26 protein-coding genes and 1 pseudogene are annotated in these 24,176 nt (G+C 44.4%); 8 read left to right on the top strand and 19 right to left on the bottom strand.

Annotated elements, in window-relative coordinates; genetic code table 11:
* Window positions 1-124: 124 nt before the first annotated feature.
* Window positions 125-724, bottom strand: a complete 600-nt coding sequence (locus CWO08_RS09165) for a LysE family translocator (RefSeq protein WP_108020323.1) — start codon at window positions 722-724, stop codon at window positions 125-127.
* A gap of 122 nt (window positions 725-846) precedes the next feature.
* Here CWO08_RS09165 and CWO08_RS09160 point away from each other — a divergent pair, with 122 nt between their 5' ends.
* Window positions 847-1,332, top strand: coding sequence for an Lrp/AsnC family transcriptional regulator (locus CWO08_RS09160; RefSeq protein ID WP_019825927.1), 486 nt, complete (start codon window positions 847-849; stop codon window positions 1,330-1,332).
* A 113-nt stretch (window positions 1,333-1,445) separates the two neighbouring features.
* Here CWO08_RS09160 and CWO08_RS09155 read toward each other — a convergent pair.
* Both CWO08_RS09155 and CWO08_RS09150 read right to left on the bottom strand, forming a co-directional pair.
* Window positions 1,446-2,946, bottom strand: a pseudogene (locus tag CWO08_RS09155) (arylsulfatase).
* Between the two features lie 9 nt (window positions 2,947-2,955).
* Window positions 2,956-3,345, bottom strand: a complete 390-nt coding sequence (locus tag CWO08_RS09150) for a DUF4345 domain-containing protein (protein WP_108020322.1) — start codon at window positions 3,343-3,345, stop codon at window positions 2,956-2,958.
* A gap of 139 nt (window positions 3,346-3,484) precedes the next feature.
* Here CWO08_RS09150 and CWO08_RS09145 point away from each other — a divergent pair, with 139 nt between their 5' ends.
* A complete protein-coding gene (locus CWO08_RS09145; RefSeq protein WP_108020321.1) occupies window positions 3,485-4,255 on the top strand; it encodes a hypothetical protein in 771 nt (256 codons plus the stop codon).
* Window positions 4,256-4,350: 95 nt separating this feature from the next.
* Here the strand turns inward: CWO08_RS09145 and CWO08_RS09140 are convergent, their stop codons facing one another.
* The 6 genes from CWO08_RS09140 to CWO08_RS09115 all read right to left on the bottom strand — a co-directional run bounded on the left by CWO08_RS09140 (window position 4,351) and on the right by CWO08_RS09115 (window position 9,174).
* Window positions 4,351-4,770, bottom strand: a complete 420-nt coding sequence (locus CWO08_RS09140) for a globin (protein WP_102478463.1) — start codon at window positions 4,768-4,770, stop codon at window positions 4,351-4,353.
* A gap of 136 nt (window positions 4,771-4,906) precedes the next feature.
* The gene (locus CWO08_RS09135) at window positions 4,907-5,287 is read right to left on the bottom strand and encodes a VOC family protein (protein WP_102432870.1); all 381 of its coding nucleotides are present in this window, start codon (window positions 5,285-5,287) and stop codon (window positions 4,907-4,909) included.
* Between the two features lie 148 nt (window positions 5,288-5,435).
* Window positions 5,436-5,876 carry a redox-sensitive transcriptional activator SoxR gene (soxR, locus tag CWO08_RS09130; protein WP_055320106.1) on the bottom strand — a complete coding sequence of 147 codons (441 nt, stop codon included), beginning with the start codon at window positions 5,874-5,876 and terminating at the stop codon, window positions 5,436-5,438.
* Window positions 5,877-6,063: 187 nt separating this feature from the next.
* Complete coding sequence (locus tag CWO08_RS09125; protein WP_055320105.1) at window positions 6,064-6,585, bottom strand: NADPH-dependent FMN reductase; 522 nt, start codon at window positions 6,583-6,585, stop codon at window positions 6,064-6,066.
* 242 nt (window positions 6,586-6,827) lie between these two features.
* On the bottom strand, window positions 6,828-8,390 hold the full coding sequence (locus CWO08_RS09120) for a glutamate synthase-related protein (protein WP_108020320.1): 1,563 nt from the start codon (window positions 8,388-8,390) through the stop codon (window positions 6,828-6,830).
* A 226-nt stretch (window positions 8,391-8,616) separates the two neighbouring features.
* Entirely contained in the window at window positions 8,617-9,174 is a 558-nt protein-coding gene (locus tag CWO08_RS09115) for a DUF1439 domain-containing protein (protein ID WP_108020382.1), read from the bottom strand.
* Window positions 9,175-9,460: 286 nt separating this feature from the next.
* On the opposite strand from CWO08_RS09115, the gene CWO08_RS09110 reads away from it, so the two are divergent.
* Window positions 9,461-10,804 carry a sigma-54-dependent Fis family transcriptional regulator gene (locus tag CWO08_RS09110; RefSeq protein ID WP_108020319.1) on the top strand — a complete coding sequence of 448 codons (1,344 nt, stop codon included), beginning with the start codon at window positions 9,461-9,463 and terminating at the stop codon, window positions 10,802-10,804.
* A 90-nt stretch (window positions 10,805-10,894) separates the two neighbouring features.
* Here CWO08_RS09110 and CWO08_RS09105 read toward each other — a convergent pair whose 3' ends face one another.
* Window positions 10,895-12,685 (bottom strand): hypothetical protein, encoded by a 1,791-nt coding sequence (locus tag CWO08_RS09105; RefSeq protein WP_108020318.1) that lies wholly within the window; start codon window positions 12,683-12,685, stop codon window positions 10,895-10,897.
* A gap of 401 nt (window positions 12,686-13,086) precedes the next feature.
* Here CWO08_RS09105 and CWO08_RS09100 point away from each other — a divergent pair, with 401 nt between their 5' ends.
* The 4 genes from CWO08_RS09100 (at window position 13,087) to CWO08_RS09085 (ending at window position 16,105) form a co-directional block, all read left to right on the top strand.
* On the top strand, window positions 13,087-13,473 hold the full coding sequence (locus tag CWO08_RS09100) for a thiol-disulfide oxidoreductase DCC family protein (RefSeq protein ID WP_102432873.1): 387 nt from the start codon (window positions 13,087-13,089) through the stop codon (window positions 13,471-13,473).
* A gap of 222 nt (window positions 13,474-13,695) precedes the next feature.
* A complete protein-coding gene (locus tag CWO08_RS09095; RefSeq protein ID WP_108020317.1) occupies window positions 13,696-15,015 on the top strand; it encodes an AarF/ABC1/UbiB kinase family protein in 1,320 nt (439 codons plus the stop codon).
* An 80-nt stretch (window positions 15,016-15,095) separates the two neighbouring features.
* Window positions 15,096-15,641, top strand: a complete 546-nt coding sequence (locus tag CWO08_RS09090) for a glutathione peroxidase (RefSeq protein WP_108020316.1) — start codon at window positions 15,096-15,098, stop codon at window positions 15,639-15,641.
* Window positions 15,638-16,105 (top strand): DUF3429 domain-containing protein, encoded by a 468-nt coding sequence (locus tag CWO08_RS09085; protein WP_108020315.1) that lies wholly within the window; start codon window positions 15,638-15,640, stop codon window positions 16,103-16,105. Before CWO08_RS09090 ends, CWO08_RS09085 begins: the two co-directional genes overlap by 4 nt.
* Before the next feature lie 75 nt (window positions 16,106-16,180).
* Here the strand turns inward: CWO08_RS09085 and CWO08_RS09080 are convergent, their stop codons facing one another.
* The 5 genes from CWO08_RS09080 to CWO08_RS09060 all read right to left on the bottom strand — a co-directional run bounded on the left by CWO08_RS09080 (window position 16,181) and on the right by CWO08_RS09060 (window position 20,235).
* Window positions 16,181-16,615: an N-acetyltransferase gene (locus CWO08_RS09080; protein WP_108020314.1), complete on the bottom strand. Its 435-nt coding sequence runs from the start codon at window positions 16,613-16,615 to the stop codon at window positions 16,181-16,183.
* 48 nt (window positions 16,616-16,663) lie between these two features.
* Window positions 16,664-17,278 carry a LysE family translocator gene (locus CWO08_RS09075; RefSeq protein WP_108020313.1) on the bottom strand — a complete coding sequence of 205 codons (615 nt, stop codon included), beginning with the start codon at window positions 17,276-17,278 and terminating at the stop codon, window positions 16,664-16,666.
* Between the two features lie 109 nt (window positions 17,279-17,387).
* Window positions 17,388-17,720: a hypothetical protein gene (locus CWO08_RS09070; RefSeq protein ID WP_048658209.1), complete on the bottom strand. Its 333-nt coding sequence runs from the start codon at window positions 17,718-17,720 to the stop codon at window positions 17,388-17,390.
* Window positions 17,721-17,855: 135 nt separating this feature from the next.
* A complete protein-coding gene (locus CWO08_RS09065) occupies window positions 17,856-19,292 on the bottom strand; it encodes a lipopolysaccharide biosynthesis protein (protein ID WP_102530472.1) in 1,437 nt (478 codons plus the stop codon).
* 16 nt (window positions 19,293-19,308) lie between these two features.
* Entirely contained in the window at window positions 19,309-20,235 is a 927-nt protein-coding gene (locus CWO08_RS09060) for a glycosyltransferase (protein WP_108020312.1), read from the bottom strand.
* Between the two features lie 316 nt (window positions 20,236-20,551).
* On the opposite strand from CWO08_RS09060, the gene CWO08_RS09055 reads away from it, so the two are divergent.
* Window positions 20,552-21,700, top strand: coding sequence for a glycosyltransferase family 4 protein (locus tag CWO08_RS09055; protein WP_108020311.1), 1,149 nt, complete (start codon window positions 20,552-20,554; stop codon window positions 21,698-21,700).
* 174 nt (window positions 21,701-21,874) lie between these two features.
* On the opposite strand, the gene CWO08_RS09050 is transcribed toward CWO08_RS09055, so the two are convergent.
* The 4 genes from CWO08_RS09050 to CWO08_RS09035 all read right to left on the bottom strand — a co-directional run bounded on the left by CWO08_RS09050 (window position 21,875) and on the right by CWO08_RS09035 (window position 24,154).
* Window positions 21,875-22,657, bottom strand: a complete 783-nt coding sequence (locus CWO08_RS09050; RefSeq protein WP_108020310.1) for a ribonuclease H family protein — start codon at window positions 22,655-22,657, stop codon at window positions 21,875-21,877.
* A gap of 81 nt (window positions 22,658-22,738) precedes the next feature.
* On the bottom strand, window positions 22,739-23,044 hold the full coding sequence (locus CWO08_RS09045; RefSeq protein WP_108020309.1) for an NIPSNAP family protein: 306 nt from the start codon (window positions 23,042-23,044) through the stop codon (window positions 22,739-22,741).
* 49 nt (window positions 23,045-23,093) lie between these two features.
* A complete protein-coding gene (locus CWO08_RS09040; RefSeq protein WP_108020308.1) occupies window positions 23,094-23,423 on the bottom strand; it encodes an AzlD domain-containing protein in 330 nt (109 codons plus the stop codon).
* 2 nt (window positions 23,424-23,425) lie between these two features.
* The gene (locus tag CWO08_RS09035; protein WP_108020307.1) at window positions 23,426-24,154 is read right to left on the bottom strand and encodes an AzlC family ABC transporter permease; all 729 of its coding nucleotides are present in this window, start codon (window positions 24,152-24,154) and stop codon (window positions 23,426-23,428) included.
* Window positions 24,155-24,176 lie beyond the last annotated feature (22 nt).

The raw sequence follows: 24,176 nt of genomic DNA, 5'->3' as shown, positions 1-24,176 counted from the left end.
AGGCATAAAAGCTTTTAACTCAAGTTCCTTAAATATTTGTTAACTTAATTCTTTACTGTTAACGACTTAGTCGACATTTAGACACCACTCCTATGGATTTAGGAGTGGTTTTTTTCTTTGTGATTTATGCCGGTTGATAAAGCATAAAGGCCACCACCATTGCTAAGCTTCCACCCAAGCAGCGGTTCACAAACATCACCTGTTTTGGTGATTGCAGCAACTTTTTAAGCATAGTGCCGCAATAAGCCCACACCAACATGCACGGTACACCCGTGATCACCATGCCAGCAATAATGGTCACCACTTGAATCAGATAGTCTGCGTTCGGAGTGATGAACTGAGAAAACACAGTTAACGAAGCAATCCAACCTTTAGGGTTTAACACCTGCACCAGCACACCAGACATGAAACCTGAACGATTGTCGGTAGTGCTTTCTTCGATTTGCATGTTCGCAATCGACCACGCCATGAACAACAAATAAGCCGCACCCGCGTATTTCAAAATGTTGTATAGCTCTGGATAAAGGGTAAATAGGCTCACCAAACCGACACTAGAACCCGCCAGTACGATGATGATGCCAACAGCGTTTCCAGAGATAAAAGGTAAAGTCGCAGCAAACCCATAACGACTTGAAATCCCAAGTAATGCGATATTGCCTGCCCCAGGTGTAATTGCAATTGATGTTGAAAATAGCAAGAACGCCAGCATTAATTGAGAGCTCATTTCCTCTCACTCCTAATAAGTAAAGTATTTATAGGGAGAGAGTTTACAGATTCGACTAGGAATTAAATTGCTATATAGGCTAATATTAACCCAAATTTGAGCAAGACTTTTCCAAAATAGCCATGAAACAGAAAGAATCCACCAAAGAAGTGTTAGATGACACAGATATCGCCATCTTAGGACATATCCAACAAGACGGGCGCATGAGTAACAGTAAACTCGCCGAGAAGGTAAACCTCAGCGAAACCCCATGCTGGCGCCGTTGGAAACGCATGGAAGAGACGGGTTATATCGATGGTTACGCAGCGAAGCTAAACCGCAAAAAGCTGGGTTTTCATGTAGCAGGCTTTACTCTTGTGACCTTAGGTAACCACGAAGTTGAAAACACAGAACCGTTCGAAGAGTTTGTCGCCGTTACCGATTGGATTCCGATGTGTCACTGCATTGCTGGCGGTGCCGACTATATGGTGCAAGTGTTAGCAAAAGATTTGGAAGAGTACTTTGAGCGTATTAGCTCAATAAGACGAGTAAAAGGCGTGAGTGCGATTCAATCCAACATCTCAGTGAAAGAACTAAAAAACAGCTATCAGCTTCCTCTTGAGGACTAGTTCACTTCTCCTGACTGCCCTGTTCTTTCAGCAAAACAAAAGCCCAGCTCCCTAGATTTCTAAAACTTAGGGGCTGGGCTTTGTTTATTTAGGTTCTAGGAAATGAGCATACGTTAATTCCCCACACCGCCGGTTTTCTCTGCCGGAGATTCTGGTGTGACTGGCGGCCACTCTTCGAAGGTTGCTAAGTGTTGCTGAATAGCGGCTTGAGCAGGGCCAAATGCCCACATTCTCTGTCCCATCCATTTCAAGTACATTCCAGACTCTTCAGCTGCTCGCTCGTAAGGATCACGACGCAGGTTGAACAATAGTGGTGCGTTAAGTTCTTCTTTCGGGCCACTTCAACCGTGATTCTGAACCACGAAGTGTGCCTTCCAATCTCCTACTCGAACGGCTTGTAGCTTATCTCGCTCGTAGTAGTAAATTTCTTTACGATTCGACTCGCCTTTTTCCGTCAACATATCGACTTGGTTGTAACCATCGAGATGCGCTTTAAAGCCATCGTGACCTTTCAGCATTTTCTCTTTCAGGTCTGTTGGACCACCCGCCGCTGCAATCAATGTTGGCAACCAATCCATACCATCAAAGATGCCATTACCGACACTGCCAGCTGGGATTTTGCCCGGCCAACTCACCAATGCAGGAGCACGAACACCACCTTCCCATGTTGTGCCTTTTTCGCCATGGAATGGTGTCATACCGCCATCTGGCCATGTCATGATTTCTGGGCCATTATCGGCCGTGAAAATGATGATGGTGTTATCTGCAATTCCGAGCTCTTCCATTTTGGCAAGCATCTCACCAACGTGATCATCGAGATCTTTCATGACCACTTCTTGCAGTCCCCACCCGTTCTGGCCAAGCATGGCTTCATACTCTTCAGAAAGGTGCGTCCAAACGTGACCACGTGATGGACAGTACCAAGTGAAGAACGGTTTATCCGCTTCAACCGCCCTTTCGATGAAGTTGATCGCGTGTTTATGACTTCGTCATCGAGAGTATGCATACGTTCTATCGACAATGCACCATCGTCTTCAATGGTTTGACTGCCCTTGCCGTCCGATTTCGCGTAAATCACGTTACGAGGTGCGAAGGCATCTAACGAGCCATCTTTTGGCCAATCAGGGTCCTCGGTGTATTCCATTGCATTCAGGTGATACAACCAGCCCCAATACTCATCAAAACCATGCATAGTTGGTAAAAATTCGTCTCGGTCACCTAAGTGGTTTTTACCAAATTGCCCCGTCACATAGCCCATGCTCTTGAGTATTTCTGGAAGCGTTGGGGTATCCGCACTCAAACCCACAGGCCCACCAGGTAAGCCAACGGAGTGCATGCCTGTTCGTACTGGTAACTGCCCAGTTAAGAAGGCTGAACGACCCGCGGTACACGAAGGTTGAGCGTAGTAATCGGTGAGTAACATGCCCTTCTCGCAATGCTGTCGATATTTGGTGTTTCACTGCTCATCACGCCATTGTGATAGGCACTTAAGTTTGAGGTTCCCACATCATCAGTGAAGATAACAAAGATATTTGGCTGCTCTTGAGCTGACCATGCTGATAGCGAAAAGCTACTCAACACACTCAGGATAAGAAGATGGAAAATCCTTTTCATAGAATGTCCTTATGCTGTTTCAGATTGTTCGTTATGAATCATTTTTAAACCGACTAAGCCAAAGCCCAGTTCCAAGATCAGATAGACAAAAAGTAGCCAATGCGGCATGCCATCCACCACCAAACTGATGACTCGTCCGGCAGCTAAACCCAACATGAAAACCACCAAACTATAGAGCGCTGGCAGTCGATATTTTTTGAACAGTGCACCAAACACCCAAAATAACGCCAGAGCCAAATAAAGCCCCATCACTGCACGAAAGATGTGGGTGACATTGACGGGAGTTGCATCAATTCCGAAAAGATAATCGAGGGAGACAACGGGAGCATAACCGTACGACAATGCAATCGGTGTTAAACCCAAAACAGCGACGAACAAAAAAACACTTTGTGGCTTCATATCCTTACTCTTTTAATTTGGCTCTTTTCAAAAAACATAGTCTACAATCAGCGATATACAAGTTGCATATATGGGAAATGAATGGTCAAAACATACATTCATAACAGTGCGATTTCACATTGAGGATAAGGATATCAATATGACTAAATGGCGCTATCTAATCGCATCAGCACTGGCTGTTAGTTCAACTCTAAATGCGCAAGAAGCAAGTACACCGATGGATACAAAAAAGTGGCAACATAGCTTCGAAATCTACGCGCTCGCACTCAATATTCGTGGAGATAGCACCATTGGTAATTTGTCAGCAGATGTTGATGTTGATCCTTCATTCATCATGGATCATCTTGATATGACCGCAATGGTGCGTTTAGAGGGTGTCTATGACAATCAATGGGGCTATTACATTGACTACAGCTTCATGAAACTAAGCGGAAAAACAAACTCGGTATTAGGATCCAACGCAGAGTTATTAAGAGGCAACCTTGATATCCGACAAGGTGTTTTAGATGTGAAGGGTTTTAAGCGCTACCAATACGATTTTGGCACGATTGATTATCTGTTTGGGCTTCGTTGGTGGGATAACGACATTGATACCAAGCTTTACGGTTCAGGTGGTAGGTTAAGTGTCGACCGATCACTTGATGAAGATTGGGTTGACTACCAAGTAGGTGTGAGATGGATTACGCAGGTCAATAAGGATTGGAAGTTTCACGCAACCATGGATGCAGGGCTTGGCAGTGACACCAACTTTACCTCATCTCTGTTAACTGGCGTGCGATACCAAATAAACAGTTGGTCTGACTTAAATATTGCCTATAAATCGACCTGGGTTGATTACGAAAACAAGGGCACCTTTGAGTACGATGCCGCATCGCAAGGGTTCCTGATTGGTTGGGCTGCTCATTTTTAATGATGAGTTAAAAAATTGAGAATTGAGGTAAGCCTGATTGATGGCTTACCTCTCAAACGAAATCTACCTTTCAAGAAAAGCTGCTGGTGACTTAACTATTGATTCACAGAACCTGGCACAACACACTCTTTCTTCATGATAGTTAAGCCTGCTTCAAGAGTTTCGGTCCAAGCTTTTTCTACTTGCTCATTGTAGTGTGGGTCGTATTTTTTAACCGTATTGAGTAACGAATTAAACCATTCGTTGAGCTCAATTTCGGAAATATCCAGCCCTAAATCTTTATGCCTTTTACCCAATTTCTTTACTGAGTTACGCACGCTCGGCAGACCCGCAGAGTTATAGATAAGAATGATCGAGGCTTTAAGCATCTTGGTTTGTTGCTCTAATCCTATCTTTTCGAAACGTTCTGAAAACCTTGGATTATGCTCGCAAAAATCCGCCAAAAACGTTTCGAGAAATTCTTGGTCGATCCGGCAGCGCTCAAAGCTTTCATAAAACAGTTCGTTCGATGTCATTTAGCTGAACCTTTGCAAAATTTTGAGTATTCAGAAAGCTAACAAGTTCAGAGCCGCGACTTAGCCAACTCCGAACCATCAACATGATCTAAGTATACGCCACTGTGGCATAAAATAAACGGTGGCATAACGTAAACTATGGCATAAAGTGAGTTGCACAGATCTTGTTTCCATCAGGATCTCGCAAATAAGCCATGTACAAGCGACGCTCGTCAGAACCTCTCGCTCCGGGGCCGTTTTCAATACTGGTACCGCCATTTTCGACGCCAACCCGATGCCACTCATCTACAACTTCAGGAGAAGACGCCAGAAAACCCACCGTCATGCCGTTGCCGTGCGTTGCAGGCAGGCCATCAATCGGTTTCGTTAAGCCCAACACGCCCGTTTGACTAACGTAAACACAGCGCCCTTTGGGATCAACTGAGCCTTCGTTATAACCAAGTACTTTCATGATGGGGTCATAAAAACACTTCGCGCGTTCAATATCTTCGGTACCGAGAAAAACATGGCTGAACATAACTAACCTCTTCTTTTATTGAAAGAACCACCTAAACTAGACCCTTAATTCCGCTTTGTCTAGACGAGATACCCCTACCCCTGCCACCACTGCTCTATCAAGTGATAACACATATAGAATTGAGTTCGATGTTCAGACGAAATGGAGGCTAATCAACAATACGCTGAGCACCCTGCCCTTGGTCATGAAGAATATCTTCTGGGTTTAATAAATGGCACTTTTGCATACTCAAGCATCCGCAACCGATACAGCCAGTTAAGTTCTCTTGTAACGAACGAATCTGTGCCATCTTGCTATCAAGTTGCCCTTGCCATTTCTTCGCTACTCGCTCCCAATCACGCTTGGTTGCGGTATGGTTCATCGGCAGCGTCGATAACTCTTCCGTGATCTCTTCAAGAGTAAAGCCTATCGACTGCGCAACTTGAATAAGAGCAATTCGACGCAACATCGCTGACTGATAACGGCGTTGGTTTCCATTCGTTCGAATAGAGGCAATTAACCCTTTAGTCTCATAGAAACGCAGTGCAGAAGGAGCAACACCACTGCGCTCCGAGAGTTGACCAATCGTTAAATACACGATGTTTTTCATGCTCTATCACTTTCCCTGTTCATGTTATTTAGCTATTCAAGTCCACAGAGCAGTATAGCTAAAGTTAATCTTAAGTTTAAGTTGAGGTTCTTGAGTTAGCTTTGAGTTTTCATATAACAACAGCAGGGCTTAAAACGCAAAAACAGCCATCAAGGAAGGGTGTTTGAGTCTTATGACCAATATGCACCTAGATCTTTTTCATTATCATCTTAAGGTTATCGATCATCTCTACGTTAGTCATCTCTCCCGCTTCCATATCGAAGTTATCGTAGAAGCTTGGCACCGACATAGAGCCTTTCACATCAGCATCAAAGTAAGGTGCAGAATTTACCGCTGACGACAACACAGAACTTGCACCACCAGGGCCTGGTGATGTGGAGAGCATAACAACAGGTTTGCCTTGATAAACTTTCATGTCGATGCGTGATGTCCAATCAAACACATTCTTAAAGGCTGCGGTGTATGAACCGTTGTATTCAGCAAAAGAGATGACCACAGCATCAGCTTCACCAATCTTGCTAAAAAAGCGCTGCGCATGTTGATGAACGCCGGACTCTTTTTCTCTGTCTTCACTGTAAATTGGCATCTCGAAATCATTGAGGTCGAGCACCTCGACTTGCGCGCCTTCGACTAAACCTGCTGTGTAAGCTGCAAGTTGTTGGTTAATTGATGTTGTACTGTTAGTCGCGCCAATCGCTAATACTTTCATTGTTGGTTCCTAATTCATTTGTATCACCTTTCCACATTCATGGTTTCAGAGGCGATTGTCTGTGTATTTAGATTGGGAATGATAATAAAACCTCAAGTTAACTTGAGGTAAAGCGATATTTTTAAAAAATAGGAAATATCCTAAAAACGCTTATAAATCAATGCATTGAAAAAGGATAACTTTGGGGCTGAGGAAATAAGCACACCCAAAAGAGCAGTAGGTGTGCCTTATCGAAGTGCTGTTTACTTAAGTTGGTTTAGTGGACTGACACCAGAATAGGCAACTCCCGATAGCTCTGCCATTTCGCGATTCCATGTTGCTAAATCGTGAGGGTTAAATTGATTCAAGTGATCATGCCCACACGCTCTCGCCATCACTTGCATTAATTCTGTCGACGCCTCAAAGAAGTTTTTAAGCTGATTCGATGCCTTCTCCACATTTAAACGCTGGCGTAAATCGGCTTTTTGAGTCGCAATACCCGCTGGGCAATTATTGGTGTTACACATTCTCGCCGCTACACAACCTATCGACTGCATGGCACTGTTCGAGATGGCGACACCATCAGCACCAAGCGCCATTGCTTTCACAAAGTCCATCGGTACGCGCAAACCGCCCGTGATGATCAATGTTACTCTGTCACTGACACCTTGCTTGTCTAGATAGGCTCTGGCACGAGCAAGCGCTGGAATAGTTGGCACACTGATATGGTCTCGGAACATTTCTGGCGCCGCCCCTGTACCGCCGCCACGCCCATCCAAGATGATGTAATCGGCACTGGCATCTAATGCGAACTGAATGTCTTCCTCGATATGGTTAGCACTTAGCTTAAAGCCTATTGGGATACCGCCCGTCACCTCTCTAACTCGGTCGGCGAACTTTTTGAAATCCTCGACTGTTTTAAGGTCAACAAAGGTGGGCGGAGAAATCGCTGCCGTACCCGCTTCAATGCCACGTACTTCTGCAATCTTACCTATGTTCTTCGCGCCCGGTAAGTGCCCGCCCGTTCCGGTTTTCGCCCCCTGCCCGCCTTTAAAGTGGAAGGCTTGGACATTTTTGAGCTTAGATTCATCGTAACCAAATTGTGCACTGGCTAGTTCGTAAAAGTAACGTGAGTTCGCAGCTTGCTCTTCGGGTAACATACCGCCTTCTCCAGAACAGATGCCTGTTCCTGCAAGTTCAGCACCTTTCGCCAAAGAGACTTTTGCTTCTTCAGATAGCGAGCCAAAACTCATATCAGACACAAACAAAGAGATGTCCAATTTAAGCGGCTTCTTCGCTTTGGGACCAATAATCAGTTCAGTACCAACCGGCACATTTTCTAGCAAAGGCTTGGTGGCCATTTGCGCGACCATCACTTGAATATCATCCCAGTGAGGTAATAGATATCTTGGGACGCCCATTGAGGTCATTGGCCCATGGTGACCTACTTTGGATAAGCCATCTCGTGCCAATTGATGAATGAACTCAACCGTGGGCTCTTCTTTAGTTGCAGAAGGTGCAGGTGAGAGATCGGGCGTTGCCGCTTGGATATGCACATCAGGGCCTTCTTGACCCACTTGCTCAGCCGTAAACTGTTTATGGGTACCATCACAAAAAGGAAGGTTGTTCGAATACTTACAGCGGCACAGGTAAGCGTCGCCGGTTTCCTCGGCCACGAAACTCTTTGGTTTGAAGCCCGTTCCTGCATGGGAACCGTCACAAAACGGTTGGTTTTTCGATTTACCACAGGTACAGAAGTAATACTCCTCGCCTTCGGTTAACTCGACCTTAACGGGCTTGTTATCCGCTATTACTGGATTCTTCATAGTTCGTTCACCTTTTCTTTCTTATGATTTGATGACTGAAGCGATGACTTGCTCACAAGAGTAAAGTAAAGGTGAGATACGCAGCTAATTCAATAAATGAGCCAGAGAAAACAAGCTTAATAGACAACCTAAAAACAGAAGTCTTGCTGATTCAACACAAACAAAAATGGCTACCAAATCGGCAGCCATTGTGTTTTAGATCTTAGTCCAAGCTAAACGGGAAGGGCTAATCGAATAACTCGATGACCAGCTTGTTGTCTTTAATCACAAGATTAGGTTCCGATGACTTGAACAATGACTCTTGCACCTTGTTACTATCCAGTTTGTATACTGGAGATTGAGACAAAGCAAAACCGATCATAGAAACGGCAGGTTTAAGTAGCTTCTCTATCTCAGGAGAAAGCTGCTTTCCCTTCTCCTCAAAGCGCTCAAGACGCAGAGACTTTAAGTAGACCTCACCACTCTCTTTGTCGTATTCGGGAATTGCGCTGAATTTGATATCCAGATCTAGCCCCATGTTTGGCATGTTAAACACTTGAACCTTTGCATTGGTATTCGCCAGAACAGACACTCGCTCGGCATCAGTTCGACCAATTTGCACCGCTAAGTCATCAACCGCCACTTGCGCATACATAACGTTTTGCACACCGACTTCTTGCTCTAACATCACCGAATCTTGCAGGTAGTTCGTCATTTCTTGTTCAGTAACGCTATAGCTAACACAACCGCCTAGCACCAGCGCAGAAGCTGCCAAAATGAACTTCTTTGCTACGTTAATTATCATCAATATCAGCCCTTTATCGTTAGTGATTAGCGCGGAGTTTACTGTGTGGTCATCAATAAACAAAACAGTAAAAACACGATATTCGTGAATACCTTTATTAATAAGCATAAATATCAATAAGTAAAGCACCAGATTAGCTTTCCCGCTTGAGATAATGACACTTGTCAGCCAAACACCATCAGATTTGTGTATTCGAATTAATTGAGTTTTGCTTCTAAGCTTATGGGATATTTAGGGGGCTTACTGTAGGTTTCATCATGGAGTCGAAACATGAAGAGTGAGCACAATGCCATCAAAAAGAGTATCACCTGAGCCTAAAACTCGTTCTGTGATTCTGCTATGTAACACCACATGCCTGCACCATAATCAGTGGGTAGATGAATTGCGCCTCCATAACTGGGAAGCTCAAATTGCAGAAACGACCGAGCAAGCCATTAACTTACTCAACACCCGCAGCGACAGCTACTCACCAATTTTGATGTCTTGTCTAACATCATCCTCGATCGACAAGCAATGTGAACAAATATCAACGCTCAAGGTTCACTTTCCAAATTTAAAAGCAATCGCTATCTGCAACCAACCACCAAGCCGCAACTTATCGATCATTAAGCAAACCTATTGGGATTATTACCATCTACCTATTGATACAGAATGGCTTTGTCGAAATTTAGGGCATGCGTATGGCATGGTAGACACCAAACAACACAAACCTAAGCCTGATTCGTGCCATGAATATCAATTGGTGGGGCAATCCAGCACCATCCAACAACTGAAAAAGAAGATAACTAAGATCGCTAACAACGATTTTCCAGTACTGATTCAAGGGGAAACAGGAACAGGAAAAAGCCTATGTGCGCGTTTGATACATGAAGCCTCAGATCGTAGCCAGAAACCTTTTATCGCAGTAAATTGCGGCGCAATTCCACAGTCACTGATTCACTCAGAGTTATTTGGTTTTGAAAAAGGCTCATTCACGGGAGCAAACAAACGCTACGTCGGACACGTGGAAAGAGCGAATGGTGGCACACTATTTTTGGATGAGATCGGCGATCTTGAGCTGTCACTACAAACTTACCTGCTCCACTTTCTCGAAAATAGCTCGATAGAGCGACTCGGCAGTAATAACCAATTACCCGTAGATTGCCGTGTAATTTTCGCCACCAACGTCAATATCGAACAAGCCGTTGCTGCGGGTAAATTTCGTAAGGATCTCTTTCATCGGATCAATGTACTTCCATTGGACCTAGTACCACTCAATGATCACAAGGAAGACATTGAAGATTTGGTTCGATTTGAACTGAAGCACAATTACGCATCCAAAACCAAACTGCCTAGTGACACACTTGAGCAAATGAAACAGTACCATTGGCCGGGCAATGTCAGAGAGTTATTCAACTGTATAAAAAGGGCGATTGTTCTTTCGAATTCAAACGCGCTCTCTACTCGTCATATGGGGATTCAATTGAAAGATGCGTCGCCCGACACTGAGAGTGACACTCGACTTTCCTCAAAAAATGTTCGTCGTGTGAGTCAGCAACACCATTACAATATTTCCCAATCAGCTAAAGCGTTGTCTATTTCTCGGACAACCTTATATAAGCTAATTAAAAAACATCAAATAGTAATTTAAGTCGCCTAGCTAATTAATTACCTAACAAATAAAGCAGCCTAACGAACTAGGCTGCTTTAGAAATTAAGTGAGTACAACTAATGAAAGTACTTATGGCTCAGGTACAGTAAATGGACAAACATCACAGGTTGCAATGTTCGATGTTTCCATAAATGCTTCTTGCAAGAACAACGAGTCAAACGTTGCTGTTACTTGATTAGATAGCATTCCGTCTACTCCAGTTGGTAACACATTTGGCGCATAGGTTTTGCTTACTTGTGTACAAACTTGACCAATCGCATCACCAAAGTTCGGTATCCACTCACCCTCACCCGTTTTACAAGCAAACAGTTCTGGGTCGGCACTTAATGCACTACACATATTACCAGCACCACATGTGGTCACATCCTCAAGATCATCACAAGGTAAAGCGAAGTCGAGGTAATAACTGCTGTTGACGACTTCGGTAGGTAAGTCAGAACGGCTCAAAGAATCATCCTTAGAATCCACCAGCGATTCAATGGCCAATGGAATATCACCGGTATTACATATTTCAACATCATAGGTTTTCTTAAGCACAACTTGACCGCTATCAACTTCTAAGAAGCTATTACATACCTTAGAAATCTCAACCATTGGACTCAAATCTATTGGCGGACAATTGTAAGCCACGGGAGCTTGAGCATTCACGATAAGCCCGTCAAGATCCACTGAACCATCGATCACGCCGACGGCACCATTATTTACAGACAGGTAATTACCCATGAATGAGAATGACTCACCGACGCTCCACACTTCATCACCGTTACCCACCACTGGAAGCGCACCTAAGATTAGTGACTCCGATAAAAAGGCCACTTCGTAATCACCATTAGTGCCTAACGAACCAGGGCCAGTATTGGTAACCGTCACGGTGTAGTCGATGTTGAACATGCCATCAACCGTAAAACTGGTTGTGTTACAAGTCGCCGCTATGCTGATACTACATAAACTAAATGAACCGACAACGAAGTCAGCCAAAGACGCATCAATCGAACGGGAAGCTCGTGATTCCACTAAGAAGCTACTAAAACAAGGGATATCCTCAATACCAAACTCATCATTCAATAGTGCAGATAAGTTCAGGCGTCCTTCAACAAAGCTCTCCGTCGGAATAGACGTAGTTTCACCCGTTTTAGCTAGATAATCCCAACCTTGTACATTAGGTAGAGCAATTGCCCCGATAGAATCATCATTTGAAATCGCACATATCTTCTCGACACCGACAGCACCACTGCCACATCTTGCACCAACGAAATCATTAGATTTAGGGTCTCCAGCCGTCTGGAACAGTCTGGTCATGTTGTCAGTCACATCACCATTATTCAAATCCCATTGCAGCACTTCAATATAAGGTTTACCACCACTGGCTTGCGGAAAAGAAATCAAGACCAATATGTCTCCATTGACGTGCTCGCCAACGAAATCACCTTTTGTCGCTCCTGCCGGTAATCCTACTTGATCTTGCAAGAACCAAAAACCAATGTACATATCACCATTGTTCGCATATCGGTCGGCACCAAAGTAAATCAGCAAGTCACCTTCGCTTTCAAAAGCTGCGGCATACGCATTAGTAAAGTCATCTTTTGGTTGTGGTGACGCCGTACGGAATGCCCAATCTGTAATGTCGGAATCATCTTTTGATCCACCTTTCCAAAAGATTTGGTCGATACCATTACGGTCTTTTTCGAAAAATTCTGCAATCCCAACCATGCTGTTGGGGTCATTTACATCGTCCCAATCAATACCACTATTATCACTGGTCGCGTTACCATCGAGTTCCATCACATCAACAGTAGCCCACGCCAACTGAGGACTACTAAACAACAGAAGCACACTAAGTAAATAATTTATAACCTTCATGTTCTCTCTCCATTTGTTCATACTTATGCTTTTAAGGTTTTCTTCCATGCCCAAACTGGAGAAAATCCTTTAGCAATTCGTAGGTTCGATAGAGCATATTCCAAGCCAACTTCAACTAATTGATTTGGTTGATGTTTATATGTTGAAGGCACACCTTTCTTGGACGTTTTGTTATCATTTGTCCATAAACCAGAGATTTGACCAAATAATCAAGGACTTGAAAGGGTGAACAAAGTGTCTAAGTCAGACATCTTTAGAACTTTGATTCGAGAAGAGTGATCTTTAAAAGGTACAATAGCGTAGCCATTCTAAGATTATCGAATAACAAGCGATTGAATTGAAGGGTGCCGACTTAACGGGCAACTGAAGGTTCCTCTAGCTAAGCCACAGGCGAATAAACAATGACACAACTGACGATATTTTATGATGGGACTTGTCCATTGTGCGCAAAAGAGATGGCGGCACTTGCCAAGCATGATATCGAGAATAAGATTCAAACCATTGACATCTACAGCGAATCCTTTTCAGACTACCCTCAGATTGATGCGGACGCAGCCAACACCATTTTGCATGCACTGGATGAGAACGGCAAAGTGCTGTTAGGTTTAGACGTGACCTACCAAGCGTGGCGCTTAGTAGGAAAAGGTTGGCTATATGCTCCATTGCGTTGGGCGATATTTAAGCCAATCGCAGATTGGTGTTATTTACGATTTGCCAAGAACCGATATAAAGTCTCTTTCTGGCTAACTGGAAAATCACGCTGCAACGGAAACAGCTGCATTAAATAGGATTGAGTTAAGACATGCCGCTGGCGACTTTGTAGTAAACGATGCCAAACAGAGCTGCGAACACCAATACCGTAACGGCCACTTTCAACCAAATAAATCTCATGCTTTGTCCTTTTAATTCTGTTTACTGTTTCGCGAGACAAGTTACCACAACAAAACGTTCGGTTGTGTAATGATTGGCAGAACTTTGTAGTGAGTCTTGATAACTAAGTGAGAACCTTTATGTCGGCAAAAGAGAGAAACCTTCCCACACATCGAATTTCTAGATTCAGTAAGTTTGCCTCATTGGCGACAAGGGTCGCGGGCAACGTGCTAACGGAAGGCACCAAGCAGCTTGCACAAGGCAACAGACCCAAAGCAAAAGACTTACTGTTAACGCCACAGAACATTGCTCGCCTGACCGATCAACTGGCGCACCTACGTGGCGCTGCGATGAAACTGGGGCAGATGCTATCAATGGATGCGGGCGATGTTCTAGAGCCAGAATTAGCCGACATTCTTTCTCGCCTGCGCTCCGACGCTGACCCACTGCCAACAAAGCAGCTCAATCAAGTCTTAGAGAGCTCGCTTGGGCACCAGTGGAAAACCGAATTCCTTTCCTTTAGCTTTAAACCGATTGCCAGTGCGTCTATCGGACAAGTTCACCAAGCCTATAGCGATGCCGGGGACAAACTCGCCGTCAAAGTCCAATACCCAGGCATTAGAAAAAGCATCGACAGTGATGTAGACAACGTCGGCACACTGCTCAACATTGTTGGCTTGATACCAAACTCGGTCGACTACAAAGGCTTGTTAGAAGAGGCAAAAAAACAGCTCCATGATGAAGCGGACTACGCTCGAGAGGCTGGCTATGCAACTCGTTATCACAATGCATTAAAAGAGCACTCTCACTTCGTCGTACCTAAGATTCATCCGCAAGTCTCTTCAGAATCCGTGCTCGCCATGGACTTCATCGAAGGCGTCTCTATAGAACAGATAGAAAGTTACGACCAAGACACCCGTGACTTTGTGATGCACAGCTTGCTTGAGCTTCTATTCAGAGAGTTGTTCGATTTTAAGATGGTGCAAACCGATCCCAATTTCGCTAACTACCTTTACGTTGAAAACACCCGACAAATTGGCTTGTTAGATTTCGGAGCAACACGTGAATACAGTGACCGCTTCAGCGAAGGTTACCGCTTAGCCTTTTCGTCAGTGATTAATAACAATGAGCAAGGGCTCAATCAAGCGTTAGAGCAAATTGGATTCTTCAGCGAGACGATTCTTCCCGATCAACGTCAAGCTATTTTAAACCTCGTAAAGATGGCCTGTGAGCCGATGTTGGTTGACGAAGACTACGACTTTAGAGCCAGTGGTTTGGCACAAAGGCTTCGTGAAGCAGGCACCATATTGAGCATGGAACAAGAGTATTGGCACACACCACCAGCCGATGCGCTGTTCCTGCACCGAAAAATTGGTGGCATGTATCTGTTAGCAGCTCGCCTTGGTGCGAAAGTGAATATCATGCGTCTAGTAGATCCTTATTTGCTAAGCGATAACTGACACTATTCTGGTCTTGAAAGTGATCATTTCAAGCCGTTCAACAGTAGTAACAGTTACGCCAACTAAAATGAGGCACACCTATGGAACATTCACTGCTGCGCTCCACCGCCCTAATCGTGAGCCTCACGAGTTCATTCGCTTTTTCAGCTAGCTGCCCAGAGATACTCAACGGAAAACAAAGGCTGTTAAATTCAAACGAAGAGATTGAACTGTGTGAAGAGTTTCAAGGTAAGGCTTTATTGATCGTGAATACAGCAAGCCAATGTGGTTTCACTCCTCAGTTCGAACAACTAGAGCAGCTCCATCAAACCTATAAAGACCAAGGCTTCACGGTTGTTGGTTTCCCAAGTAATGATTTTCGCCAAGACAGAGGTAGCGAGGAGCAATCCGCTAAAATCTGCTACTTAGATTATGGCGTCACCTTTCCGATGATGGCGCGTGCATCAATCTCTGGGCCAGAAGCAAACCCAGTCTTTGCCGAAATCCAACAACAAGCAGGCGTCAAACCTAAATGGAATTTCTATAAGTTCTTGATCAGCAAAGAAGGTAAAGTGGTCGCAACCTTCCCGAGTTCTACATCGCCAACCAGTACTACCCTTAAAACCGCTATCGAGCAGCAGTTATGAAGTCAGATTACATGGGGACAACTCAAACACGTAACACCATGGCCAAACTCGGTTATATGGGTTTAATTCCGTTTTTATTCGGTCTCCTCCTTTCGCTCACCGACAGCCAATTTATGGGGATAAGCGGTGAAACGCTCTTCATCACCTACAGTGTGGCGATTTTAAGCTTTATTTCAGGGATCTTGTGGGCAAACGGCATCGAGAACTTTGAAAGCCAATCAAGCAACAAAGCGCTGCTGCTAAGTAATGCGATAGTGCTCGTCGCATGGTTGACAGTGTTGCTTGGAGAGCAAAAAGAGTTTCTCACTACCCTAATTCTCATCATTGGCTACATTGCGGTTTGGCGAGCTGAAAGGTCAATGAGAGAAGAGAATCAGAGCCAAGGCCCAGATGGCTACTTTGATATGAGAACTCGGCTCACCTCTAGTGTCGTGTTAATGCACGGTATCGTGATGCTGACCTAGAGCTACGAGACTGTCTTTGATGTGTATGCCTTTAATTTAGTTAAGCGCCTTTGATTAAAAACCGTTGTCAACAATCTAGATGATGAGCTGCATCACTAACCTCGGCTCATCATCACCAAAGTAGTTTTCTTCTTGTTTGATCGTAGAAAATCCCACCGACGCGTAGAGCGCGCAAGCGGATGTGTTATTTGGGTCTACAGTGAGTAAAAGCCTAGCGTCTCGGGGCAGTTGCTCAACAGCCTGTTGCATCAGTTTCCGGCCAAATCCCATACCACGATAGTTCGGATCTACCGCTAATGATAAGACCCAAAACTCATTATGCTTGTCCGTGGTTGTCGTTAAGGCATAGCCCGCAATCTTTGAGTCTTGCTTAGCAACTAATAAGCCTTTTCCCCAGCAATCAAATGCCTGACGAATAAAAAATTGCGGATAGGCATGGTCACCAAACAAAGCATGTTCAAGCTGGTAAATTTCAGCCAATTCCTGTTTTTCCGCACAGACAATATTCATAGATAGACCTTAAAAGATTAACGATAAACTAGACAAGCAAAATGAGAACTACTGTCGACTCACCAACAGATTAGCACCGGATAGAGCAAGAAAAACCGAGCACGCTTTGTTGAAACGCTTGGCCATTTGAGGTTTTGAAAACCAATTTCGTAGATATAAACCAAAGGCTGCATAGATGGAAATCGCGAGCATTTCTAATACAAGGAACGTGCTGCCTAAAACAAAGAATTGAGTATTTACGTTCGCTGAAACATCGACAAATTGAGGTAGGAATGCAGTGAAGATAAGTATCGCTTTGGGGTTGCCAGCAGCCATTGCGAACTCTTGTTTAACAAGACCAAACCAGTTCTTATTTCGTTCAATATCCGCGACCGGACTGGCTTGTGAGCGCCAAAGATTGAACGCGATCCACAACAGATACATCGCGCCAAATAGCTTGATAAGGAAAAACAGAGTTTCAGAGGTATAAAGCACAACAGCTAAACCGGATGCAGCCAAAGCAATCATGCCAGAAAAAGCGAGGATTCTTCCTAAGCCAGCGACAAAGGCGGCCTGAAATCCGTAACAACGGGCGTTGTTCATTGATAACAAATTGTTTGGGCCCGGTGTCATGTTGAGCGCAAAGCAAGCCGGGATAAACAGTAGCAACTTCCATATTTCCATTGGTATTTCCTAGTCTCAATATGCCAAGGTTATCGTATCATTAAATGAGATATGACCTTTTATAGCAGCTATTAAAACCAGTACCAATCCTACTGTCGTATCCTTTCAACTAATTCTCAAAAAATTTCTCGTACTCTGGTGTCGCTAAGTTTTCTGCAATCCCCATTTCACCCACTATATAAATGGCACTCGCAAGAGTCTCTATGGTTTGGTTAAGCTCTCTATCGGGCACTTCACCAACAACAGGAACGGGCTGACGTACAGATGTTGAATTGCAGACTACGCTTTCACAAACGATGTTGTGTTGTTCCTGTTGAGAAACTTCTGGCGGCTTGAAATCCTGTGAATTGAAGTCGGGAGCAGTAATACCCTTACTTGAAAAATCAGAGGCGCTGTATGAGGCAGCTGAAAACAGAGACAAGAGCAGCATCCACTTATTCATAAATCTTTCCATGGTTAGTATTCACTGAATTTATAAATACTATCTAATTCGAGTCGTTATGAACAGTGTTTTTATTGTTGAAGATAATTATGTAGCTAAGTGCCGATTACCCGCTGTACTTGGGATGACATGAATTCAACTCACATGCGAATGCTTACCTAACATAAACTTATCGAGTAGCGGCTGTGGTACAGGGATAATAGAGTATCGAATGAAGGCAACTAACGTCACTATCGCCACAAAACTGCCTAAAACAAAATCATGCACATCAACCAGCACCCAACCAAGAACCCTATCACTGACAATCGCAAATAGACCGATACTCACCGCGACTATCCATTTACGGTGATCATAAGGTAAATATTCCATCTTTTGGCTCACGATATAGAGCAGTGACAGCCTCACGATATAAGTACCACAAAGCACCACCACCACACCCCACACTCCATAAATCGGTGCCACAACAAAGTAGCCAATCGCAGCCAAGATCGCACAGCCACCTTGAATCCACATTTGTGATTGACTTGAATCGCCACTAAAGCAGCCTAAATTGAGGTAATCGCCTGCGCTTTTGATAACACCAATCACAAGCAAGGCCACGACGAGAGTACCAGCATAGTGATAGCTGCTAGGCAAAATTAATGAGATGAAACCAGGAACGGTTAGAATCATCAGGATCCCTAACACGATGGCAAGGTTAACGCCGACTAAGGCTCTATCTGCACAAATTTTACTACCGCCAAGCTGCTGAAGCATAGCTACTCGGTTCGGAAACCACCAAAGTGCATAAGGCTGCAACAGTAAGCCTAGAATCAACGCAAACTTACCGCTGACCGCATAAATCGCAAGCTCTTCAACGCCGACGAAACTCGCCATCACCCAACGGTCTAGCCCTGTAATCATGTAAATCGAAGCACCACCGACTAACGTGGGCAATCCAAATTTTAGGATCTTAGCGGAGTACTTGAGGCTGCCAATTGAGCCCATCTCCTGCCATTGATAACGCAGTAAACACAGCATCAGCAGCACACTCGAAACAGCGGAAGATATTAGTACACCATCGATGCCATAACCCGCTTCAAGCAGCACAAACGTCATTGCAGCTTGCACACTCGCCTTCAAGACATTAAGCATGCAAAAACGTTTTGCCATCGCATTCATTCGCATCAGTGTTAACGGGATAGAAATCGCACCATCGAGCATGGTCGGTATCAACAGAAGTAGGATTTGATAGGGTTGGAACTCGACGGGCAGCATCAATAACAGTAGCGGCATGCTAAGTGCAATTAAGCTCCCCCCTAACACACACACTAAGACACTCAATGTGAAACAGTTAGAAACCAATTTCCTCTTTTCTTCCCCCTCAGCGACGCCAACATATCGATACATAGCCTCAACAATCCCAAAGCTAAATAGGATCGTCCCGATATCAGCCAACAAGACAATGGCTTCTAAAGAACCGTATTCAACCAACGTCATCTTATGGGTGATATAGGGGACCATCACGAGTGATATCCCTTTCATCATCACAATGCCAATGGCGTAATAGGCGGACTGTTTTAGTGACCCCATAGCAGACACCTATTCCTTACAATGCAGGCATTAGGAAACTCTTAAAGTCCCCAAGTAGATGTCGGAACGTTCGTTTTTGCGGAGCCAAAACCAACGAACGAATACTGTATGAGATGGCCAGTCGGTTTATTTGTAAGCCTCGATAATAGTCAGCGTAGCCTTCCAGTATTCTCGCCTTTGCTATTTTGAAACTTGAAGAGGGTAGATTCCATCGTTGACTATAATCTTGGTAATGTTGAAGAATGGTCTCTATCGACTGCAAATTTCTCAATTTAAGATTTTCAGTTTGGGTAACGGAACTCGCTCTCATCAAGTAACCAACCTGCACGGAGTTCAACGCACCAATCTGATGGTTTTCACTCATTCGAAGCCACAGCTCCCAATCTTCCCCATACTTAATATCAGCATTGAAACTGCCTGTTTGAGAAAACACATCCGCTCTCACCATGACCGTCGATGTCCCAATCACATTGTTTTCAATAATGAACTCTAGCGGGTTCTCGATATTGATGAACAACTCGTCTTGATCTTGAAACTGCGACCAATAACTAAAGCAATCGACTATCACTTGGTAGTCTTCCGTAAGGTGCTCGTAATTGGTAAAACTCATCGCAAGATCAGGATATCGTTGATGAAATTCAAACTGGCGTTCGACTTTTTCGGGAAACCAAAAGTCGTCAGCATCTAAAAACGCAATAAATTCACCCGTCGCCTTTTCGATACCAAGGTTTCTTGCTTGAGGAGCCCCGACACCCAAGGTTGATAACTTGACGATACGATCATCATGGATTGACGCCAGGTAAGTCGACGTACCATCATTACTATTATCATCGATAATGATTAATTCTATGTCTTGATGAGTCTGCTTAAGCACGCTACCAATTGCCTTAGGCAGGTAATCCAGACAATTGTAAGTAGGAATAACAACACTTACTTTAGCCATAATGACGCCCTCAGATTTATACGTTATATGGCTAACGTTGCATGTTCTATGCCGAGAGCACCTTGCGATAAAATCACTTCTAGATCAGTCCCCTACGTACCCATTCCCAAAATGACGACAAAACACAACCGGTCAAAAAACCTACAACCTCAATTTGATTTTCAATTTGAGAAAACGGACTACTTCTGGGTGGGTAATCTTCAGGAAACCATTGAAATGCCCGCCAAAGCTACGATTTGATCTTGGTTCGTATCTTGCTTTATTGGTTATTACCTTGGCTTGATAGCTTTAATCAGATGGATTTGAGGAGCAAAGAATGAAGAAAGTAGCATTTGTGGCGCCAACCTACCCTGTACTCAGTGAGACCTTCATTCAAACAGAAGTCGACTCTGTGAAAGCCTGTGGGCACGATGTTTGTGTAATGACGTTCAAAATTGAAAACAGCGAAAAACAGTTCGACTACGACATTGTCGAGATAGGTAAAGATGTTCGGATGAGTAAAGTCACCCACATTAATTGGATAGGGTTAATCAAGGCTGCCTCATTTATTTCTAAGCAAACCAGCATGCCCAAGAAGTCACTGTTCGCTTATGGCTTTAAATTAGCGCTGCAACTCGCGGAAAACGACGTCGAACACGTTCATGCGCATTTCTGTCAGCACACCGCAGCTCACGCTATCGTCGCGGCAAAACTGCTGAATATCACCTGTTCGTTCGTTGCTCACGGCCATGATGTTTACGAGTTTGCTTATGATATTGAACACAAGATTTCATCGAGTGATTTTGTGGTTGCAGTATGTAAAGACATGCTCGCTGACTTCAACACCATGGCGAAAGGAAACATTAAGCTCCTGCACTGCGGAGTTAATACCAAACAATTCCAACTCAACCCAAAAACCGAAACCAAGCAACTTCGCTTTGTTTTTCTTGGCCGATTAGTGGAGCAAAAAGGCATCCACCATCTTATTGATGCACTAGCGCCGATTGCCGAACCTCTCGACATTCATCTCGATATCATCGGTACTGGCGATTTAGAGCAACAATTAAAATTGCAGGTCAAAGAGCAAGGGCTCACTCGAAACGTGACCTTTCTTGGTGCCAAATCTCACGAATGGGTGAAAGAGAAACTGTCGAACTATGAGAGCCTAATCGCGCCCTTCTGCTTTTCCGAAACAGGATGTGTGGATACCGGGCCACTGGTTTTAAAAGAAGCGATGGCCGTTGGTACGCCTGTCATCACAACCAACATCATGGGATGCAAAGAGATCGTCTCACCTGAAACAGGTTTTGTGGTTAGCGAAAAGAACGTTGAGGAATTAAGAGAAGCGATTGAGCGTTTTGCGCAGTTGAGCAGTAATGATAAAGCGTCAATGGGATTGGAGGCACGTCAGAGAGTGAAAGACAGTTTTAATTCGATAAAACAAGCTCAACAATTATCTCGCTGGATAGAGAACCCAGCTCAATAAGGATTAACTCAGGCAGCTAAGCATCACAAGAACAAAGCACCATAAGAAAACTGAGCACAACAAGATCAAAAGAGCGCTACACCAATTTGAAATGTAACGCTCAACTTAGCACTGCCCAATGATGGAGACTTATGCTTTCAGTGACTTTCATTAGCTTTTCATTAAGAAGCCTAGCTAGCCTGCTCGCAATGCCAAAATAGACTCAATATCTTCGATGTCACGATATTGAGCGAGTTGTTGCTCTTTCGATGAAATCGCCACAATAGACATTCTATCGGCCAATTCGTTGCCTTCAATCCCAACGTGTCCGTTCACATGGTAGATGGTAATTTGAGAAGCGAGTTCTTGGTAAAGCGCATAAGCAGGCTTGATGATATCGAGGTTTTTGATCTCGCCACCCGACTTCGTCCAACCCTTTTTCTCCCAACCTGATGCCCACTTAGTAATACAGTCTATCGAGTATTTCGAGTCACAATAAATCGCCACAGACAAACCGGCTTGCAGCTTTTCTTGCGCGAGGATGAAGGCTTGCTTTAAACCTTGCAGCTCAGCAGTATTATTCGTGCCCATAGGTTGATACAAGCCATACCACAACTCGGTTAGCTCATTCCTCAAGTAGACCGCTAACCCCGTCCCTGCTTCACCAGGGTTTGGCTCACAGGCGCCATCAGTAAAGATCTTGATGTCAAAAGGCATATCCGTAATTTGCTGCTGAGAAAGAGGCGGAACCTTCGCTTTACTGGCTGTACGTGGCTTCGCAAATGCAGGCTTAGCACCTGAACTCGACTGAGATGCAGAAGACGCTTTACCACCGAAAGCAAACTCTGCTTCGCCTAGTGTTGGAAACGATTTATATCTCGCGCCTGCAAAGCCATCGACCTGAGCTTTACACTCGTTCCAAGTGGTAAAAATACCCGGTGTGCGACCTTTCCAAACCACATAATATTTCTTAGCCAAATTAACTCCTTACCAAAACCTAAATACACAGATGGTGAATCAATACATTAGAAGTCACCGCGCCATGCGTTGCAAGGTCAATCAGTCAAAAACAGGTCTAAAGAAGCTACGCTCATAGCTGACAATACAATCGACTTCATCGGCATATTCAAAGGCCTTAATACACTCAGCATCGTTCAACGACTGAGTTCGGTAGTCTTCATAAGCCGCCAAGCTATCAAAAGAGAACAATGCCAACGCGATATTGTTCGCGCCCTCTGATGGCAAGAAGTACCCATTGTGTTGACCGCCAAACTTAGCCACCAACGGAATCCACATTTTTGCGTAGGTCTCGAACTCCTTTATCTTTTTAGGATCAATCACATATCGAACATAACAAGTAATCATATTTATACAGCCCTTAAATTATGAGGAAGGAATAAACCTATATTAGTAATCAAGAAAAAAGATATTCAACCGCGACAAGATTGTAGAACAAGAACACCGCCATGCTGACGCCGATCGTTAATAGCACATTTCCCGTTTTCCATATCAACAGGCCTGTCACCATCGCGCCAATCAAGTAAGGATTCTCTAGGCTTGGCCAAAATGTTTGTTCTGGTGCGAAAACAATTGGTCCCCAAATCGCAGTCAGAACCGCAGGGCTTGAGTAACGTAGCAAGCGTCGCGCTGTTTGGTTTAGTCGAAGTGGGATTGCAGGCTCAAGGAACAGATATCGGCTAAAGAACACAATCGCAGCCATGAGTAATATCGTTAACCAAATCATCTCTATTTCCCTTCCACTACTGGCTTATTGCCATTGTTTCGCTCTTGAAACGACTCACTGAAAAAACCTGCTAGCATGCCAGCAATCGCTGCAATCATGAGTCCACCTTCAACGTTGTTGACCGACATAGCAACCGATGTAACCAGTGAAACCACCACACATACAACTACAGGCAAAGTTCTGATTAACGGGAATACCAACGCGATAAAGGTCGCGGCGACCGCGAAGTCGAGACCGATTTCATTGAGTGACGGGATTTGGCTTCCTGCGACTATGCCAACGAAGCTCGCGATATTCCAAACCAGATAAAAACCGCCTCCTACACCCGCCGCGTACCAACGATTAAATTCTTGTTGAGATTGCCCACTGCATATCGCAAACAGTTCGTCGGTAAGCCAAAAACCGAGTAATAGACGCCAGCGAGCCGGAAGGTGACTGATTTTGTCGCGCATCGATACACTATATAAAAAATGCCTTGAGGTGATGAACAGCGTGGTCAGCAACATAGTGCCAAGGCCAATGCCCGCTTTGAACATACCCGCAGCGACCAGTTGCGCTGAGCCTGCGAACAGAATCGCTGACATCGCTTGTGCTTGCAGTTGATTCAATCCGGCGTCTATCGCGTATGAGCCCGCCAGAATCCCCCACGGGATCACGGCGATACTCAGCGGCATTCCAGCTAAAACGCCCTTCCATAACTGAGTGCGCCTATCCATTTTTTGATTATCCATATGATTCTTTTCTCTCTTCACA

This window comes from Vibrio sp. 10N.286.48.B8 (assembly GCF_003050085.1).
GTDB classification, from domain to species: domain Bacteria; phylum Pseudomonadota; class Gammaproteobacteria; order Enterobacterales; family Vibrionaceae; genus Vibrio; species Vibrio crassostreae.
This window is presented reverse-complemented; position numbering and strand designations above follow the sequence as displayed.